The sequence below is a fragment of the Mycobacterium sp. 852002-51971_SCH5477799-a genome (genome assembly GCF_001667145.1).
In the GTDB taxonomy this organism is placed as follows: Bacteria; Actinomycetota; Actinomycetes; order Mycobacteriales; family Mycobacteriaceae; genus Mycobacterium.
This window is the reverse complement of the sequence record NZ_LZIF01000016.1, coordinates 1-16573: the sequence shown is the minus strand read 5'-3', so window position 1 is coordinate 16573 and position 16573 is coordinate 1. Positions and strand designations below refer to the sequence as shown.

Genomic DNA, 16573 nt, shown 5'->3' with positions numbered 1-16573 from the left:
CGCACGCACTGCAACGCTGCAGGGACCTGACTCAGCGGGCGCTGGAAAAAAGGCCTCGGCCGCCGGGAGCCCTGACCCGCCCTATCGGAGACCAGGGTGTGCGCGATCGCCCCGGGGACGTGCGCTCAAACGCTGCCCAGCGACATTGCATCACCGGCGAACTGGCGTTTCAACAGCTGATATCCCCACAGCAGGACGAACCACGGGCCGATGAGCCACGGGGCGTTGAGAAGTATGAACTTCACGCCGAAGTCCATGAAGCTCGTGGTGTTGACCGAGACGAATCCACTGAGTATCTCGGTCCCGTAGTAATACCACGTGAGCACGGTGTGGGTAACTGCCGTTGACATGACGAGCAACGTGCCCTTGTTGTTGGTGAACTTCGACCGGAACAACAGGATGAGCCCGGTGACTCCGACGCACGCGTTGATGACCGAAAGTACCTCGATCATCATGAAATTGGGTTCGGCGTGCAGGTAGCGCACGTCACCGCCGTCGATGTAGTTCCACCACGGATAGGCCCACGCGGCGTTGCGGGCGGCAGGGATTGCTTTATGGAGGATGATCCAACCCAATTCCCAGGTCAAATGTGTTGCATAGGAACAGATGACAAACGGAAGGACCACGGCTTGGGCGCGCTGGAATCGCGTCCAGTTCCTCAGCGACGGGATGGGTAACAGCGCCGCGAAGATGCCCAGGAAGTATGCGGTTGTCGCCTGTACTGCCATCGCGTTCGCGACGGTAGTACGGTTTGCCCCGCTGAACGCGAGGTGGCTGTAGAGCGGGAAGGACAGCGCCAACGAACCGAAGGCGACGATCCACAGCATTCGCAGCGTGCGCGACGGCGGAAGCTTGGCGGTAATTGGTTCCGCAATCGACTGTCGTGTGACATCGGACGTAGTAGTCACGGGCGGACCTCTCGGGTTGAGTAACTCGCGTTTCTCTAACGGTAATCGTCGTTACCCGGGCACGCTAACATGGTGTGTCCAGACACGACAAGCACCTCGCGACGAAAGGAGGCAGGCCCCATGGACCAGCCGCTATCTGGTGCACCCATCGCCCGCCTCGACGATGCACGGCGCGCGATGTACCACGAACAGATCCTCGCTTCAGCCGAGTATGAGTTCGCGCGAACCGGGTTCACCGACGCCAAGGTGAGCGCCATCGCGAAGACGGCGGGGGTTTCGTTGGCAACGGTCTACAAGCACTTCACGGGAAAGGACCAACTGTGGGATGCGCTCAATTCCCTTCGCATGACCGAGTTCGTCGACGCCGTCCGGACCCGCACCGCGCCCATCGACTCACCGCTGGAGAAGATTCTCACCGGTGCGCGCGCTGAGGTCGAGTTCTTTGCCGCCCATCCTCACTTCTTGGCACTGCATCTTCACGAAGGACTGAGCTGGGGTACCGCGTCAGCCTTGATCGATGCCGGGCGCGGCGGACAGCGCGAGGCTTGGCGCACCGGCATGGAGATGATCAGCCACGCAGCGGAGGCCGCTATCGACGCCGGAGAGATCAGCGCATTGCGTCCGGCAGTTGTTGCCTCGCTGGTGATTTCCGCCCTGCAAATTTGGCTCACCGAATGGATCGCCACCGACCGCGCGCTGCCCATCGACAAGGTTGCCGACGAGGTTGTCGATCACCTCCGGTGCTGCCTGACGCGCCAACCGCGTGTGACCCCCAAGTCGTAGCAAAGAGTGCCAGCGTCGGTAAACCGAGCAGAAAGAATGACCATGGCAGTTGTCCCCGGGCGCGCAAGCGCCTGCCCGATACACCTATATGGACTGAGCGCATGAGCAATGCTTCAGGACACGACGATGCGCCGCCGCCGATCTTTCGGTTGACCGAACCCGGACCCGGATTTAGCCACTTCGTGGCCGGGATGCGCACACTGCAAGACCTGGCCGTCAGCGCAGCCCCAGAAGACGACGTCTTCGTCCGCGCGGCGCAACGAGTCGACGAACTCATCGACCTGTTGGGTCATCATGAAGCAGCCGAGGGGGCGAGCCTGGCCGGTCGCGTGCCAAGCCTGCCCGGTGCGGGCAGCTTGCTCATGCCACCGTGGACGATCACGCGTTTCGAACCCGACGGTGTCGACATCGCCGTCGAGTACAGCCGCTTCTACGTAGGCGCTCGCTCGGTGGTCCACGGGGGCACACTCCCCATGATCTTCGACCTCATCTACGGAATGGTCATCCACGCCGCGGGAAGACCGTTCAGCCGCACCGCGAAAATGGAGGTCGACTATCACCAACCCGTGCCCATCGACACGCCCCTGACCGTGCACGGCCACATCCTTGACATCGACGGACGAAAGACAACCACCCACGCCGAACTGCGCGGACCCGACGCCGGTGTCCTGGTAACCAGTCAAGGCCTGCTGATCAGCCCGAGAACCACTGGCAAACGCCAGGGGTGACGGCATCAAGATCGATGCTGAGCGAGAGCGGAAGGGGTCGCCGGTGCGTTTCACGTTCACAGATGTGATGACGCGATCGGAGTACCTGCCGCACTTGGCGGTCGCCGCCGAGGCCGCGGGATACGACGGGTTCACCATCCCCGATTCCATTGCCTACCCGCAACATTCCGATGCCATCTATCCGTACACGGCCGACGGCGACCGCAGCTTCCTCGAAGGCAAGGAATTCATCGAGCCTTTCGTGCTCGCCGCAGCTCTGGGCGCCGTGACGAAGCGAATCCGCTTCAACACCTTCGTGGTGAAGTTTGCACTCCGCTCCCCCGTGCTCTCCGCCAAGCAGGCCTTTTCAGTCGCAAAACTCACCGGAGACCGCCTCGGCTTGGGTATTGGCATCGGCACCAGTCCCTACCCAGACGACTACCTCATGGCAGGCGTCGACCCGGCCCACAAGGGCGCCCGGATGGACGAGGCGATCGAGATCTTTCGTGGGCTGGAGTCCGGCGAGTTCTTTGAGTTTCACGGTCGCTTCTACAATGTCCCGTCGCTGAAGATGTGTCCCGTTCCCTCGCAGCCGATTCCGTTACTCATCGGCGGCCACTCCGATGCCGCACTGCGTCGTGCCGCCAATAAGGGCAATGGCTGGATGCACGCGGGCGGTCCCACCCAAATACTCGAGCAGATGGTCGGAAAATTGCACGCGCTGCGTACTGAAGCGGGAAAAGCGGGCGAGGCGTTCGAGATCCACGCCGCCACCCCGGATTCGCGCACCGTCGATGGGTGTAAGCGCCTGGCGGACATGGGCGTCACTGACGTCGTGGTCGGCTTCCGCAACCCCTACATCACGGGCGACGACACCCAGCCGCTCGCCGACAAGCTGGCCAAGCTCGAGAGATTCGCCGAGAAGGTCATTTCAAAGGTCAACCGCTGAGGGGCGTCACACATTCTGGAGATGGCAACGGGCCGGCAATACCGCAGCAACGCTGGCGCTCGCACTTTCGTCACCGTGACACTTATCCGCCAACGCGGAAACGGGAAAGTCATGTTCGTACCGACACAGCCGCCCGAAAACTTCGATTCGAGGGCATCCCCAGTGTGGAAGCCGATGAGTTGGCGGCCGCTCACAAGCGCATCGCTGCGCTGGAAGCCGACCTGGCGTTGACCGCGATGCCTGCGAGCTGTTCGATGAACAGCTGGTGGTACCCCCAAAACGCCGACGCGCGATCCACTGGCAACGGGTTGCACCCTGTGGCGGCGGCAGCCGCAAATCGGCTCTAGTATGGGTCATACAGCGCATGGTCAATCGCATGACCAGTGGTTACCCATGACCGAGAAGCATGAATCAGTCGGACGCAGCTGCGGCCGGTCGGCCTGGGCGCTGGAGGGCGCTGACGGCCGGGCCGATCCAAACGCCCAGCAGCCTCCGAAGTTCGGAGCTGCCTGTGGTGTGTGGAGACATGATGAATGACTGTAGGGTACGCAACACGATCTGCAGGACGTCCTCGATGGCCGACGGGGGGAAGGTCGACCAGTTGACGTCGAGGCGGTCGAGGATGAAGCGGCCGAACATGCGGGCGGTGTCGTTGGCCAACGTGACTTGTTCGGCGACGGCCGCGTTGCGCGGTGACCGCAGCATGAGCCCGATGTAGGGGTCTTTGGGCAGGCGTTCCAATGTCAGTGCGATGCCCTCGATGATGGCCGCGGCGGGATCGATGATGCCAGACAGGGACGTGGCGAGCTGGTCCATAAAGTCTTCGGTGGCATCGGTTGCGGTCGCCTGCAATAGTTCGTCGGTTGATCTGAAGTAGTGGTAGACCGTTTGCCGCGTCACGTTGAGGGCGCGCGCGACATCGGCCAAGCTGATGCGCTCACCGTGCTCGTCGATGCTCGAGCGCGCGGCAGCGATGATGCGCGCTACTGCTTCCTGGTCGCTGGTGGGGACGTCGCCGCCCCATCCACGAGTCCGCACCGCGAGCCTCCTGTCAATTCGCTGCTCCCGTCCGGGCGTGACGATAGTCCACCGAGAGTGATTCGACCGCAGCGACAGCCCTGATGTACGGTCATACGATCAAATACAATACGTATGACCTACCGGGAAGGAACCGTGATGAACACGACGACGTGTCCGTTCGGTAGGGGCTTCGATTTCACCGATCCCGACGTGTTGCTGGCGGGGCTTCCGGTGACACAGTTCGCCGAACTTCGTCGCACCGCGCCTGTTTGGTGGAACGAGCAGCCCGAGTCGATCTTCGGAGACGGTGGTTACTGGGTGATCAGCCGGCATGAGGATGTCAAGGCGATTTCTCGCGACGGAGAGCGGTGGTCGACCAATCGCAAGGGGGCGGTCATGCGTCTGCCCGAGGGCGTGACCGCTGAGCAGCTCGAGCTGACCAAGGCGTTGTTAATCAACCATGACGCGCCTGACCACACCAGGCTGCGCAAGCTCGTGTCGAGGCTGTTCACGCCGCGCGCCGTTGCCCACCTTGAAGACAAGCTCTCCGCGGCGGCACGTGAAATCGTGTGCGCTGCCGCGCAGAAGGACAGCGGCAATTTCGTTGACGATATCGCCATGAGATTGCCCCTGTTGGCGATCGCGGACCTCATCGGTGTACCGGAGGCGGACCGCGAGAAGTTGTTCGACTGGACCAATTCCATTATGAACACTGATGATCCGGAGTTCGATTGTGATCCTGCGGTGGCCAATGCCGAACTGATGGCCTACGCCTACGGCATGGCCGAAGAGCGGCGCCGTTGCCCGGCCGACGACATCGTGACGCGTCTGATCGAAGCGGACGTCGATGGTGATGGGCTCGGCGATGTTGAATTCGCGTTTTTTGTCATCTTGTTGGCGGTGGCGGGCAACGAAACCACCCGCAACGCCATAACGCACGGGATGAACGCTTTCTGTGATCGTCCGGATCAGTGGGAGCTGTTCAAGCGGGAGCGTCCTGACACCGCGGTCGACGAAATCATCCGCTGGGCCAGTCCCGTGCATTGTTTTCAGCGCACCGCACTTGCCGACACCGAAGTTGGCGGGGTGAATGTTCGCCAGGGCCAGCGCGTCGGCTTGTTTTACAGTTCGGCGAACTTCGATGACGAAGTTTTTCACAATCCCTTCGAGTTCGACATCTTGCGTGACCCCAACCCGCACTTGAGTTTCGGCGGCAATGGGGCTCACTACTGCATCGGGGCAAACCTGGCGCGCATGGAGATCAAACTCATCTTCAACGAGCTGGCCGATCAGTTGCCGGACATCTCCAAGATCGCCGAGCCGCAACGACTTCGTTCAGGATGGATCAACGGCATCAAGACCCTTGACGTCGCCTACGGCGCAGCCGGTCCCGGCGTTTCAACCCGGGACCAGTGGGCATGAGCCACCGGCATTCGCATCAGTTACACGCCGACACCGTCCGCCCGGGCCCGAACGTCTAAGGCGCTGGCATGCCCTTGTCGCCAGAAGACTACCGCGAGGTCGAGCAAGGCTGCCGCGAGTTTTTGCTGCCGGCCTCACGAAGTCCGCAAACCCCAAGGCAGCGAGAACGTTGGCTGCGGATCATCCATGCGACCGTAGAGGTCGCCGCGCAGGGCGGCTACAGCGACGCTCGGATGCGAGAGGTCGCGCGTTGCGCCGGAGTATCCATGGCGACCGTATACTACTATTTCCCGTCCAAGGTCCACTTGCTGACGGCGGCCCTCGCATATGAACTGAGTCGCTTCGACCTTGCCATCGGCGACGAGATCGGCCTCAGTGACCCGTTGGCTCGCCTGCGCTTTGTTGCCGACCGGCTCGTTGATGCGATGGAACGCTCCGATCGCATCACCGAGGCCCTCACCCACGCCTATGTCGCCGCGTACGTCACCGGTATCGATGAGGGTGAGCAGGTTCGCTGCCAGACGATCGACCTGTTGGCTAGACATCTCGATCAGGAGCAGCACGCCATCGCAGAGATCCTTGCAGACATCTGGACTTCGGAGATCATCTCTCTGGTACAGGAGCGTTCCTCGTCCACCGATCTACGTGCTCGCATGAGAACTGCAATCCATCTGCTCGATCGGCACCCGTCCAACGATGACACCCAACGCAAATCGGAGCCACGCACGAACCATGAGCACGCCGCATCGGCAAAACCGGTTCCGGCCGGCCACGTTGCGTGCTCATTCCAACACGGCGGTGGGCTAAACGCTGATGCAAAGTCAACCCCGCTCGACGTGCAAGGACCCTAAGATATGCGAGTGGCGGAATCGACTCAAGTTTTCCGCGGTCGCTGTCCTGCAATAGGTTTCACTTGGCCTGCCTTCCCAGGCTAGACCGGCTCCCTAGTTACGGCCGAGGCCGTCATCGACGCCGTAGAGGTTGCCGCAGAGGCATTTTTGTTCACGGTGAACCGTCGATCGCGTCTTGCCCGAACCAGACCTATCTCATCAGTAGACGATCCCGGGAGTGCGCTTAGCACGAGTTCAACGTCATCGACGGTATCGTAGGGTGAAATGAAAACCGAGTACGGCCAGCCCGCGCACTGATAGCGGCTCAAGCTTCGATTAGTCAGGTATCCCTCAACGGTGGTTAGCCGACCACGATGTCGCGGGTCGGCATCGATGCGCATCCCGTCACTGCCCCTACGGTGCACATCACGACTAGCAGCACGGCGGGTGCCGTGAGAGCAGGCGGATCGGCGGGCAGGTGCCCGAGCAGTGCGATGCGCCGCGCATCGTCGGGCATCCGGGCGAGCACACCCAGCAGCACCGCGAACCCGCTCCACACGACGGCGCCCCATACGGTACCCGTCAGCCTAGGCGCGACGCCTACCGCGAGGCTGGCGAGGCCGACCGCGGCGAGCACCCCGGCGGCTTGGCTGAAGGGGGCCCAGAACGCCCATTTCGTGGCCCCGTTCGACGGTGCATCGTTGAGGGCGGCGAGGGCCGTAGCGGCCTGGGCTGTCGAACCCAAGACGAGTAGGCCCAACGCGCCGGCAGCGGCCTCGACGGTGCGCGCCGCCAGCAGACGCCACCGCGCGACGCCGGTCGTCAGTTGGGCATCGAGAAGGCCCGCGCGCTCGTCGGCGTGGGTACGCAGGGCCGTCGCAACACCGTAGATCACGGGCAGCAGGGCGACAAACACGTAGCTGAACGAAAAGTACTGGCGCACAGGATCTGACACCGCAGTCATGCTGCGTAGCAGGCCGGCGGCGCCGGCGTCCTCACGCAGCAGGTCGATCAGTCCGTGACTCATGCCGCCAAACAGCGCCGCGACCGCGATCGTCGGCAACGTCCACAGCAGCAGCGGGCCACGGTCAAGCCGCCACGCGAGCCCTGCCGCCGAGCGGATCCGAAGCCTGCGGGTGCTGCCTGAACGGGGCCGTACCAGGCCGGCGCCGAACTCCCTGCGCGTGTGCGTGATCGCGGCCAGCGCCCCGAGCATCAGTACTCCCCCGACTGCAACCACCAGTGGGCCCGCACGGTCATCGGTGTTTGCGGCTAAGAGCTCAGTTGTAAGCGACATCAGGCCGGCTGCTGACAGGCGAGGTGTCATTTCCGGGCCCGGATTACATTGGCAATCCCGTGAGAAGGGCTGTACCGCTTGCGTTTTGTCGCGGTGACTGCGGCGCTGAATTCTTTCCATAGGGCTAGGCCCTCTCCGGTTTCCTTGAGATCGGCTAGGATTGCCATCGGCGAGCGTGAATTGTCCGAGTGCCATACCTTTGTGCCCTTGGCGCAGTAGTCAGCTAGCTGACGCTCAGAGCCCGACTGCATGCGGCTGAGATCCTGACCCCCGCACGACGCTCGACCGCCAGTAGCCCTGATCCCGCGTATGAAGCGAGCAGTGAGTCGATCCCTCAGCTCATGCAACTGCTGGTCATTAGGTGCCTCCATGAGGAGCAGAGGCACGTGAAGATGGACGTTCCAACCACTTTCAGAATGGTGAACGACTTCGGTGACCCGGGCGTAGGCTTGCACGCCGAATGTTTCTTGGTCTGTTCGCCAGCCCGAGCCTCGGACAAGGGCCAACCACGCATATCCCAGCTGGTCCCATAGGTCGCACAATTCATCCTCGGCGCTGTGACTCTGGGTCAGTGTCAAGAATGCCACCGAGCCCCCTCCGGAGGTCCACGTTATGAGCGTCGTGGCTAGCCCACGGGACTGGTCACGGGCGGCGAGGTATCCGCACACCGGGCACAGCCACGCGCGGTCGCAGTAGACAGTGACTTCCAGAATCTCGCCAGCGTCACCGACTTCGCCCCGCTTTATCTTGCGCCCGCATCCCGTTAGACAGCGGTCGTCGGTCAGCGACTTTCCGAAGTCCCGCAAAACCAGCAATCCTTGGCTCCGGCTTGGAGATGACGTTCGCCGACGGCCCGATGGCGAGGCAGCGATGGGGCTCATTCTGCAGGCTGCCTATAAATAGAGACCTGCTCATCGTTGCTGAAGTCAAGAACCGACAAGAGCCCACGAAATCCGCGCGTTTCGTAGCCGCCGTGTTCCGCTCGCTCTGTTTTCGGCTCACCTGAGTCGCTTGCCCGGCTAATCCAGTCACGGGAAGTGATTGGTCGCTCGCTCACGGCGACGCCTTCGCCCGCTCGAGCCTGCGACGGCTAGTGGAAGTCAGGCCGCAGTCAGCGTTGTTAGCTGGAGTTCGACCATCGTTGCGACACCGTTCGATTGCATACTCGATGTCTGCCTGCGTCATGCGCCAGTGCCCGCAGATCTTGCGTGCCTGGAACCGGCCCACCCGGATCTGTTTGGCGAGCCAGCGCTCACTGCATGGGAAGCGGCTCGCGGCCTCGGTCAACGAATATGTCAACGAATTGGCGTCGAATGACGCCGGACGACCATAGGCAGTCAATTCATCACTCTCACGTTCCAATTTAACCCTCGACGGACCAGGCATTAACGCAGAAGCTAACACAAAACACCCGCGGCAGCAACCAACTGACTGCTAGCTTAGGACGCTCCACGTGGCGATATGAACCTGTCAGGTAAATGTCAGCAAACCAAATATGCACCTAATGTTGGCTCAATTGCCTGGTTGATATCGATCCCCGAGGCTTTGCTGCTAAATAAGCCAACGAGGACCCATCTGAATCGGATAGAGTGCGGCTTATCGTCGAGGTGTCGCCGCGCCGCCGGACGCCCTATAGGTGAAGTGCTGGACACCAAGCGTCGGTGCCTGCCGTAGTCATCGTGGTCGCCAGGCTTCGCGGTACGGCAAGCGCAACCGGCCTGTGCAGATTGGCCGTGCACTGCGTTACCTCCGACTAAGGCAAAGATCTGTTTGCTAAAGCTTGCGCGATTGCCTCAGCCGCTGCCTCGCCACTGCGCCGATCGACGTGCGAGTAGAGGGCGATAGTGGTGTTGATCGACTCATGACCGAGGTGAGCTTGCACCACCGGCAACGGGACTCCGGCAAGCACCATCCAGGTCGCGCACGTGTGCCTTAAGTCGTGAATGCGAGGACGGGGGGCCCGTTTGCCTTTACAGATGGCTTTGCCTCCGGCATCCACTGACGGCCATACACGGTCGACGGCAGGCCGCCAGACACGGTCGTGAAACCCATTGCCTCGTACGGGCCGACCAGCTCGATTGGTAAACAGCCACTCGTTGGAGTAGTCGAGTTTGTCCAAAGTGGGTTTCGGGACGTTGATGGTTCGCACGGACTTCTTTGTCTTGGGCGGACCGATCTCGTATCCGCCTCGGTCATAAGTTCGTTTCCAGGCCCGGGTGATTCGCACCGTCCCTTTGCTCCGATCGATGTCCGACGGCTTGAGCGCGGTGGCCTCCCCCCAGCGACAACCGGACGCGACAAGGAACTCAACAAGTGGACGCCAAAAATCGGTGATGTTGTTGAGCAACCGCGCGAAGTCCTCATGACTGAGGCAGACGATCTCCTGACGTTCCGAAGTGGGCAGGCGCTGGCCGGCGGCCGGGTTCGACGGAATGCGTCCCGCCCGGACAGCAGCGTTCAAGGCGCCACTCAAGAACCCGTGCTTGTTCGCGATCGTCTTGCCTGAAGCCCCCTTCTCCGACAGCCCCAGCATCCACCTTGCGATGTCGTCCCTGGACAGAGCCGCTAGCGGGAGGTCGCCGAGTGTTTCATCGATATCGTTCTTTAGATACGACCGGTAGTCGTACAGGCTTGATTTCCGCAACCCGGTCAAGTGGTCGATGTGGTGCTCGATCCACTCATGGACGGTCATGGCGGAGAACTCTGGGTCGGTGTCGAGAGTCTCTAGCGCCTTGTCGGGCCCGAACTTGTCGACCAGCTTCTGGAACTTCATGGCCGAAGCGACATCCTCGAAAGAGGTCGAGGACTGCTTGCCATCTAGGCGGTAGAGCACCTGGACGTAGGTACTGCCGTCTTTGCGCGTGCCGCTGCGAAGCGATGCCATAGCGGCAGCATAACCGAGGATGTTGATGAGATGTTGATGAAAACGAGAACTGGCCAGAGTTTTAAGGCTCTGACCAGCAGATACTCAGTGGAGCTGCCGGGAATCGAACCCGGGTCCTACGGCATTCCCTCAAGACTTCTCCGTGCGCAGTTCGCTATGCCTCTACTCGGATCTCCTGGTCACGCGAACAAGCCAGGATGACGATCCCAGTCGCTGTTGGTGTCCCGATGAGTCCCGCGACCGAACTCATCGGTGGATCCCTCTAGCTGACGCCAGGGTCCGGGTCGAGGGCTTTCCCGGTCTGACGGACTAGCTGTCGCTTAGGCAGCGAGAGCGTAGTCGCGCTGATGTGAATCGGCGCTTATCTGTTTGCAACGACGCTTACGGTGGTCGGTTGCCTGCACCGGCACGCTTCCCTTGATTCGATGCGCGAAGTCGAAACCTTTCAGCCCCTCGCACCCCACCGACTTTCGGCAGGAATATCAATGGTACCTGCCTACCAACGAGCGGCAACGCGATTATCTTCCGCGCCAAATAGCCGAGTGCCCCCGGCGTCAAGGCACCGGGGGCACTCGCCTGCTCTGGCGATCAGTTGATACCGACCACCTCTTGGGCGATGGCAGCAACGCGCGTCTGCGCCGCCGAGACGACGCGCTGCCGGTTCTTGTGCGCCTCTTCGTAAGCGATCACGACCCGCACGTCGTTAGCGGCGGTGAGGTCCTTGATCGCGGCCACCGCGTCGCTCACGTTGAGGTCGTCGTAGTTCCGGATGGGCAACTCGGACTCATCCAGAACGCCGACCGTTGCACGGCTCGAGTGCAGCGCGTCGGCGGCTCGGTCCGCACCTTCGGAACGGGTGACCCGCTCCGCGGCCCGAAGGGCCGCGCTCTGCGACGCCGACAGCGCCTTCGCGGCGATCTCACTGGCGTTGCCGCCGCGCTTGACCAGGTCGTTGATAGCCGGACCGGTCGAACGCAGCGCGTCCACAGCGCGATCCACTCCGCGGGCGGACCAGGCGACCGGCAGGTTGACCAGGTTCACGGCGGTGCCGGCGGCCATCTGAATCGGGGTCCGACGAAGAGCCGCCGGTCCGCCGAGCGCATCTTCGGCAAGCACGGTGGTCAGCCACTCCACGGTCGCGGCGTGGGCGGCTATCAGGCGGTCGGCGAGGTCAACAACGTCCTGGCGCTTCGCGGCGACTGCCAGCGCCTTGGTGTAGCGCGCCCGGTCCAGAAGCTGGTCCTCGAGCGCGAGGTCACCCAACAGCGCCTCATCGAAGGGTGCGGCCTGCTCGGTGAGAGCCTTGACCGCTGCGGCCGCGCGACCCAGGAACGGACCGATCACGTCGGGGTAACCTCCCAGGTCCCGAATCGCCGACTCGATGGCTTCTGCACGCTCACGGCCATTTCCGGCGTTCTGGGAGAGTTCCCGGCGCACCGCCTCGGTGCGGGCCTGGACGACGCGGGTCTCCGCGATTTGAATCTCGGTATTGGTCAAATCCAGCAGCGTTCGCAGTTGCGCGAGCAATCTCGAGGTATCAGGTGTAGTCATTTGTACGGGCCTCCTGGCATTGACGTTTTTGAAATGGGCGCAAAGTGCGCTCTACTCTTTCGACTACCCGCTCACCGGGTAGCAAGACAGTTCCCTGCCCAGGTGTGACATATGTCGCCTTGAGGCCGTTAGCGCCCGCCCCGCTCACAAGGCGCCAAACAGGCAGTCAGATAACGAAGTTGAGATGCTCGACGACCTGGGTGGCGACCCCTTTGTCCCCGTCGAGCTCGATCTCGTTTGCGCGCGTTGGACACATCGGGCGCCCACCGGTGAGCCTGGTGAACTGCAGCCCGTCCAGACGGATGGTCGCGGTCGGTTCTTGTCCGCCGAAGTCGTCGACCACCGCGGCCCGGCCGTCGACGTTGACCCGGATGGTGCGGGCCAGCGGGCCGGTGAGGTCGAACTGGATGCGTGAACCGTCGGGCGCCTTGGCCAACCTGCCCACGACGTAGCCCATCGTGGCGGCGATCTCGTCCACTGCGAGCGACGGCCCGGTGCCGGCCAGCTCGTCGTCGGACGCCGGCCTTTGCAGCGCCAGCCGAATGTCTTGTTCATGCATCCAGCAATCGAACACACGGATCCGCATGAACCGGCCGTAGGAGTCCGGGCCCGTGGGAGTCATCGTCACCGCGTCCCACTCCTCATTGGACAGGCTCGTCAGCGCTTCGCGCCGATCGTTGGTGATCACCCTGAAGCTCTCCAAAACGTCGGCGTCGGCGTGCGCGCTCAGATGGCGAACCCAGCACTCGTTCATCACCCCGACGTCGTTGCGCACGTGCTCCAGCGTCGAGACGTCGATATCGGGCGGAGGTGCGGCGATGCCGGCGAGAAACGACTCGGTGCCGATCATGTGCGCCACCAGGGCCTTGACGTCCCAGCCCGGCAGCGGACTCGCCGCTCGCCATTGCGCTTCGGACAGCCCGGCCAGCAGCGCATCGATGTCGTCCCATACCGCGAAGAGTCCGGAGAGAACGGTGGATTTGTCGAGTTTGGTGACGGGGCGATCGGCCATGGTCAGGATCGTAGGCTGATCATCCAAGTGCGGGCCGTCAGGCCGAGGCGATCATTGCCACCGAGCCCATGGCGAGCACCATGCCGATCCCCTGCAAGCGGGTCACCCGCTCGCGCAGCACCACCATCGCCAGCACCACCGTCGCGGCCGGATACAGCGAGATCAGGATGCTGGCCAACGACAGCAGCCAGGTGTGCAGCGCCGCCAGCATGGTGATGTTGGCGAAGATGTCCAGCAGGGCGACGGCCACGGCCAGTTTGAGCGGCCGTCCGCGCGGCATCACCAGGTTCTGGCTGGTTTTGGCCATCGCGAAGACCACCAGGCTGGCCGCCACCCGAGCGAAGACCAGCGGCCAAAGTTTGCATACGTGCGGCGCCTGGTGCAGGAACACCAGGTTCAAGCCCATTGCGGAGCCAGCAACTACTGTGAGCCAGGCCACTTTTGGAGTGAACCGATAGGGCGTGCCCTCCACTGGGGCCTCCCGACTGACGAGCATCACGGCAGCCAGCGCAAGCACGACACCGACCAGGGCCGCCTGACCAGGCCGCTCGCCCAGCGCCATGCCGACCGCCACGGGCACCGCGGCGTTGAGCACGGCCGCCAACGGCGAGACGACCGAAATCGGCCCGGAACCAAGTGCGGCGAAGAACGCCCACATGCCGAAGGCCATGCCGATGCCGTACAGGCACCCCCATAGAACGGCGCCGACATGAATGGGGCCGCCGACGAAGACGGCCATCACGCCCAATATCAGGGTTTCTATCGGGTAAGCGACCAGCATTACGCGCAGCGCGGCCACTCGCCGCGCTGCTACGCCGCCCACGAAATCGCTAACGCCATATGTCACGGCAGACAGCTGGGCGTAAGCCGCCCCGATCAGGTCATGCCCTTTGCTCGTCGTCCCATTTCACGGACCACCTCACGCTGTGCATCACGCTGCGCCATATCCTGGCGCTTGTCATAAGCTCTTTTGCCGCGAGCAAGAGCAAGCTCGACTTTGACCTTGCCCTCCGAGAAGTACAGAGACAGCGGCATCAACGCGAGGTTACCATCTCGTATCTTGCCCACCAGCCTGTCGATTTGTTGCCTATGTAACAACAACTTTCGGTTGCGGCGTGGCTCATGATTGGTCCAGCTACCGTGCTGGTACTCCGGAATGTACAAGTTACGCAACCAAACTTCGCCGTCGTCGATCGTTGCGAACGCGTCAGCTAATGATGCTTGGCCCAGGCGAAGGCTTTTGACCTCGGTGCCCTGCAAAGACACTCCGGCCTCGAACAACTCAATGATCGAATAGTTATGCCGCGCTTTGCGATTGGTGGCGATGACTTGTTTGCTACCGCCTTTGCCGCCCGCCGCCTTGGTGCGGCCGGAACCCTTGGCCACAGTTACCGCCGTATATAGAGGCGCAAGGTCGCGTACCCCGTCACTGCCGCCATCGACACGCCGAGCAGGAACAGCCACGGCGAGATGTAGAGGATGTCGGCATAGTCGACCTTGGCGATCAGATGCGCCTGATAGAACTGGCTCAGCGCGTTGTCCAGGAACAAAGCCCGAACCAACATGAGGCCGAGGACGGCGATGGCGACACCGACGGCCGCGGCGAGCATCGCCTCCACCAGGAAGGGCAGCTGGGTGTACCACCGGCTGGCGCCTACCAGCCGCATGATCCCTATTTCGGTGCGACGGGTGTATGCCGCGACCTGCACCATGTTGGCAATCAACAAAATTGCTCCGACGGCCTGGACGAGGGCAACGGCGAACGCGGCATCGCGCAAGCCGTCCAACACGGCGAACAGCCGGTCGATGAGGTCCTTCTCGTTGAGGATGCTGCGCACCCCGGGCTGGCCCTGCATCGCGGCATCGAACTCCGCGTGTTGTTCGGGATTGTTCAGTTTGACGATGAACGACGCGGGAAACGAGTCCTTGCCCGCCACGTCCTTGAACTCCGGGAACTTCTTGATGGCGTCGTTGTAGGCGTCCTGCCGGTTGACGAAGCGCACCGATTTGACGTCTTGTCGCGCATCGATCTTGTCGCGCAGCCCCTTACACGGCGCGGACGCACACGTCGTGTCGTTGGCCGAAATATCGTCGGTCAAGAACACCTGCGTCTCGACGCGGTCGAGGTAGATCTCGCGCGAGTTGTCGGCCAACCGGACCACCAGCAGGCCGCCACCGAACAGGCCGATGGAGATGGCGGTCGTCAGGATCATCGCGGCCGTCATGGTGACGTTGCGACGAAACCCGGTCAGGACCTCGTTGAGTAGGAAACCGAAACGCACTTAGCGGTCCATCCCGTAAATGCCGCGCTGCTCGTCGCGAACCAGCCTGCCCAGCGACAACTCGACGACGCGCTGGCGCATCGAGTCGACGATGTGGTGGTCGTGCGTCGCCATCAGCACCGTCGTCCCCGTGCGGTTGATCCGCTCCAACAAATCCATGATGTCCTTACTGGTATCTGGGTCGAGGTTGCCCGTCGGCTCGTCCGCCAGCAGCACGAGCGGCCGGTTGACGAACGCGCGGGCGATCGCCACCCGCTGCTGCTCGCCGCCGGACAACTCGTGGGGCAACCGGTTGGCTTTACCGGACAGTCCGACCGTCTCCAGCACCTCCGGTACCACCCGGTTGATCGCGTCGCTTCGTTTGCCGATCACTTCGAGCGCGAACGCGACGTTCTCGTAGACCGTCTTTTGCTGCAGCAGGCGGAAGTCCTGAAAAACGCAGCCGATCACCTGGCGCAGCTTCGGGACGTGACGGCCCCGCAGCTTGTTGACGTGAAACTTCGAGACCCGGACGTCACCGCTGGTCGGGTTCTCCGCGCCGAGCAGCAGCCGCATGAACGTGGACTTGCCCGACCCCGACGGGCCGATCAGGAACACGAATTCACCCTTGTCGATCTTGACGTTGACGTCCTCCAGCGCCGGGCGGGCCGACGCTTTGTACTTCTTACTGACATGGTCCAGGGTGATCATCACGGCACGCCAGTGTAGCGGTGAATTTCGCTGGCAGGCGAAGTCAACTGGCCGGCGGCGGCGAACTCGGCACCGGGCCGGGGCCCGGCTGCGGTTGCTGCGGCGTCGGTGTGGCCGGGCTTGAGCTGGGCGGGCAGAACGGCGCCGGCAAGACGCACGGCAGCTGCGGCAGCTGGAACGGCGGTGTGGTGGTCGTGGTCGTCGTCACCGGTGGCGGCGGCCAGTTGACTTCGCCTGC

The 16573-nt window shown here is 62.6% G+C and carries 15 protein-coding genes, 1 other RNA gene and 1 pseudogene; 5 read left to right on the top strand and 12 right to left on the bottom strand.

The features are described from left to right. Positions 1 to 125: 125 nt before the first annotated feature. Positions 126 to 908: a hypothetical protein gene (locus tag A5753_RS01880; protein ID WP_067122662.1), complete on the bottom strand. Its 783-nt coding sequence runs from the start codon at positions 906 to 908 to the stop codon at positions 126 to 128. Between the two features lie 120 nt (positions 909 to 1028). Between A5753_RS01880 and A5753_RS01875 the strand changes: the two genes are divergently transcribed. From A5753_RS01875 to A5753_RS01865, 3 genes are all read left to right on the top strand, one after another. Further along, positions 1029 to 1691, top strand: coding sequence for a TetR/AcrR family transcriptional regulator (locus A5753_RS01875; protein ID WP_231989960.1), 663 nt, complete (start codon positions 1029 to 1031; stop codon positions 1689 to 1691). Positions 1692 to 1792: 101 nt separating this feature from the next. Then, a complete protein-coding gene (locus A5753_RS01870; protein WP_067122656.1) occupies positions 1793 to 2419 on the top strand; it encodes a PaaI family thioesterase in 627 nt (208 codons plus the stop codon). Positions 2420 to 2462: 43 nt separating this feature from the next. Further along, positions 2463 to 3347, top strand: a complete 885-nt coding sequence (locus A5753_RS01865; RefSeq protein ID WP_067122654.1) for a TIGR03619 family F420-dependent LLM class oxidoreductase — start codon at positions 2463 to 2465, stop codon at positions 3345 to 3347. Positions 3348 to 3758: 411 nt separating this feature from the next. Here A5753_RS01865 and A5753_RS01855 read toward each other — a convergent pair whose 3' ends face one another. After that, positions 3759 to 4385 (bottom strand): TetR/AcrR family transcriptional regulator, encoded by a 627-nt coding sequence (locus A5753_RS01855; RefSeq protein ID WP_067122648.1) that lies wholly within the window; start codon positions 4383 to 4385, stop codon positions 3759 to 3761. Between the two features lie 138 nt (positions 4386 to 4523). Between A5753_RS01855 and A5753_RS01850 the strand changes: the two genes are divergently transcribed. Continuing rightward, positions 4524 to 5789 carry a cytochrome P450 gene (locus tag A5753_RS01850; protein ID WP_067122671.1) on the top strand — a complete coding sequence of 422 codons (1266 nt, stop codon included), beginning with the start codon at positions 4524 to 4526 and terminating at the stop codon, positions 5787 to 5789. A gap of 68 nt (positions 5790 to 5857) precedes the next feature. Further along, positions 5858 to 6640, top strand: coding sequence for a TetR/AcrR family transcriptional regulator (locus A5753_RS01845; protein ID WP_067122645.1), 783 nt, complete (start codon positions 5858 to 5860; stop codon positions 6638 to 6640). Positions 6641 to 6980: 340 nt separating this feature from the next. On the opposite strand, the gene A5753_RS01840 is transcribed toward A5753_RS01845, so the two are convergent. The 10 genes and pseudogenes from A5753_RS01840 to A5753_RS23535 form a co-directional block, all read right to left on the bottom strand. Continuing rightward, on the bottom strand, positions 6981 to 7835 hold the full coding sequence (locus A5753_RS01840) for a hypothetical protein (RefSeq protein ID WP_067122642.1): 855 nt from the start codon (positions 7833 to 7835) through the stop codon (positions 6981 to 6983). Positions 7836 to 9669: 1834 nt separating this feature from the next. Then, on the bottom strand, positions 9670 to 10800 hold the full coding sequence (locus A5753_RS01830) for a site-specific integrase (RefSeq protein WP_067122636.1): 1131 nt from the start codon (positions 10798 to 10800) through the stop codon (positions 9670 to 9672). 85 nt (positions 10801 to 10885) lie between these two features. Then, positions 10886 to 11253, bottom strand: a transfer-messenger RNA (tmRNA) gene (ssrA, locus tag A5753_RS01825). A 135-nt stretch (positions 11254 to 11388) separates the two neighbouring features. Further along, positions 11389 to 12351, bottom strand: a complete 963-nt coding sequence (locus A5753_RS01820; RefSeq protein ID WP_067122634.1) for a hypothetical protein — start codon at positions 12349 to 12351, stop codon at positions 11389 to 11391. A gap of 166 nt (positions 12352 to 12517) precedes the next feature. Next, positions 12518 to 13363, bottom strand: coding sequence for a maleylpyruvate isomerase family mycothiol-dependent enzyme (locus A5753_RS01815; protein ID WP_067122668.1), 846 nt, complete (start codon positions 13361 to 13363; stop codon positions 12518 to 12520). Between the two features lie 37 nt (positions 13364 to 13400). Next, complete coding sequence (locus A5753_RS01810; RefSeq protein WP_156655865.1) at positions 13401 to 14243, bottom strand: DMT family transporter; 843 nt, start codon at positions 14241 to 14243, stop codon at positions 13401 to 13403. Next, on the bottom strand, positions 14240 to 14749 hold the full coding sequence (gene smpB, locus A5753_RS01805) for an SsrA-binding protein SmpB (protein ID WP_067122629.1): 510 nt from the start codon (positions 14747 to 14749) through the stop codon (positions 14240 to 14242). The genes A5753_RS01810 and smpB overlap by 4 nt, the downstream gene beginning before the upstream one ends. A gap of 2 nt (positions 14750 to 14751) precedes the next feature. Then, entirely contained in the window at positions 14752 to 15645 is an 894-nt protein-coding gene (gene ftsX / locus A5753_RS01800) for a permease-like cell division protein FtsX (RefSeq protein WP_067122626.1), read from the bottom strand. Then, complete coding sequence (gene ftsE / locus A5753_RS01795; protein WP_067122665.1) at positions 15646 to 16335, bottom strand: cell division ATP-binding protein FtsE; 690 nt, start codon at positions 16333 to 16335, stop codon at positions 15646 to 15648. A gap of 43 nt (positions 16336 to 16378) precedes the next feature. Further along, positions 16379 to 16573, bottom strand: a pseudogene (locus A5753_RS23535) (hypothetical protein); the annotation flags it as partial.

Excerpts from the sequence above, each read along its gene's own strand:
- A5753_RS01815 (WP_067122668.1), bottom strand. The coding sequence starts at position 13,363 with ATGGCCGATCGCCCCGTCACCAAACTCGACAAATCCACCGTTCTCTCC.
- A5753_RS01870 (WP_067122656.1), top strand. The coding sequence starts at position 1,793 with ATGAGCAATGCTTCAGGACACGACGATGCGCCGCCGCCGATCTTTCGG.
- A5753_RS01850 (WP_067122671.1), top strand. The coding sequence starts at position 4,524 with ATGAACACGACGACGTGTCCGTTCGGTAGGGGCTTCGATTTCACCGAT.
- A5753_RS01820 (WP_067122634.1), bottom strand. The coding sequence starts at position 12,351 with ATGACTACACCTGATACCTCGAGATTGCTCGCGCAACTGCGAACGCTG.
- A5753_RS01875 (WP_231989960.1), top strand. The coding sequence starts at position 1,029 with ATGGACCAGCCGCTATCTGGTGCACCCATCGCCCGCCTCGACGATGCA.
- A5753_RS01840 (WP_067122642.1), bottom strand. The coding sequence starts at position 7,835 with ATGCTCGGGGCGCTGGCCGCGATCACGCACACGCGCAGGGAGTTCGGC.
- A5753_RS01830 (WP_067122636.1), bottom strand. The coding sequence starts at position 10,800 with ATGGCATCGCTTCGCAGCGGCACGCGCAAAGACGGCAGTACCTACGTC.
- A5753_RS01845 (WP_067122645.1), top strand. The coding sequence starts at position 5,858 with ATGCCCTTGTCGCCAGAAGACTACCGCGAGGTCGAGCAAGGCTGCCGC.
- ftsE (WP_067122665.1), bottom strand. The coding sequence starts at position 16,335 with ATGATCACCCTGGACCATGTCAGTAAGAAGTACAAAGCGTCGGCCCGC.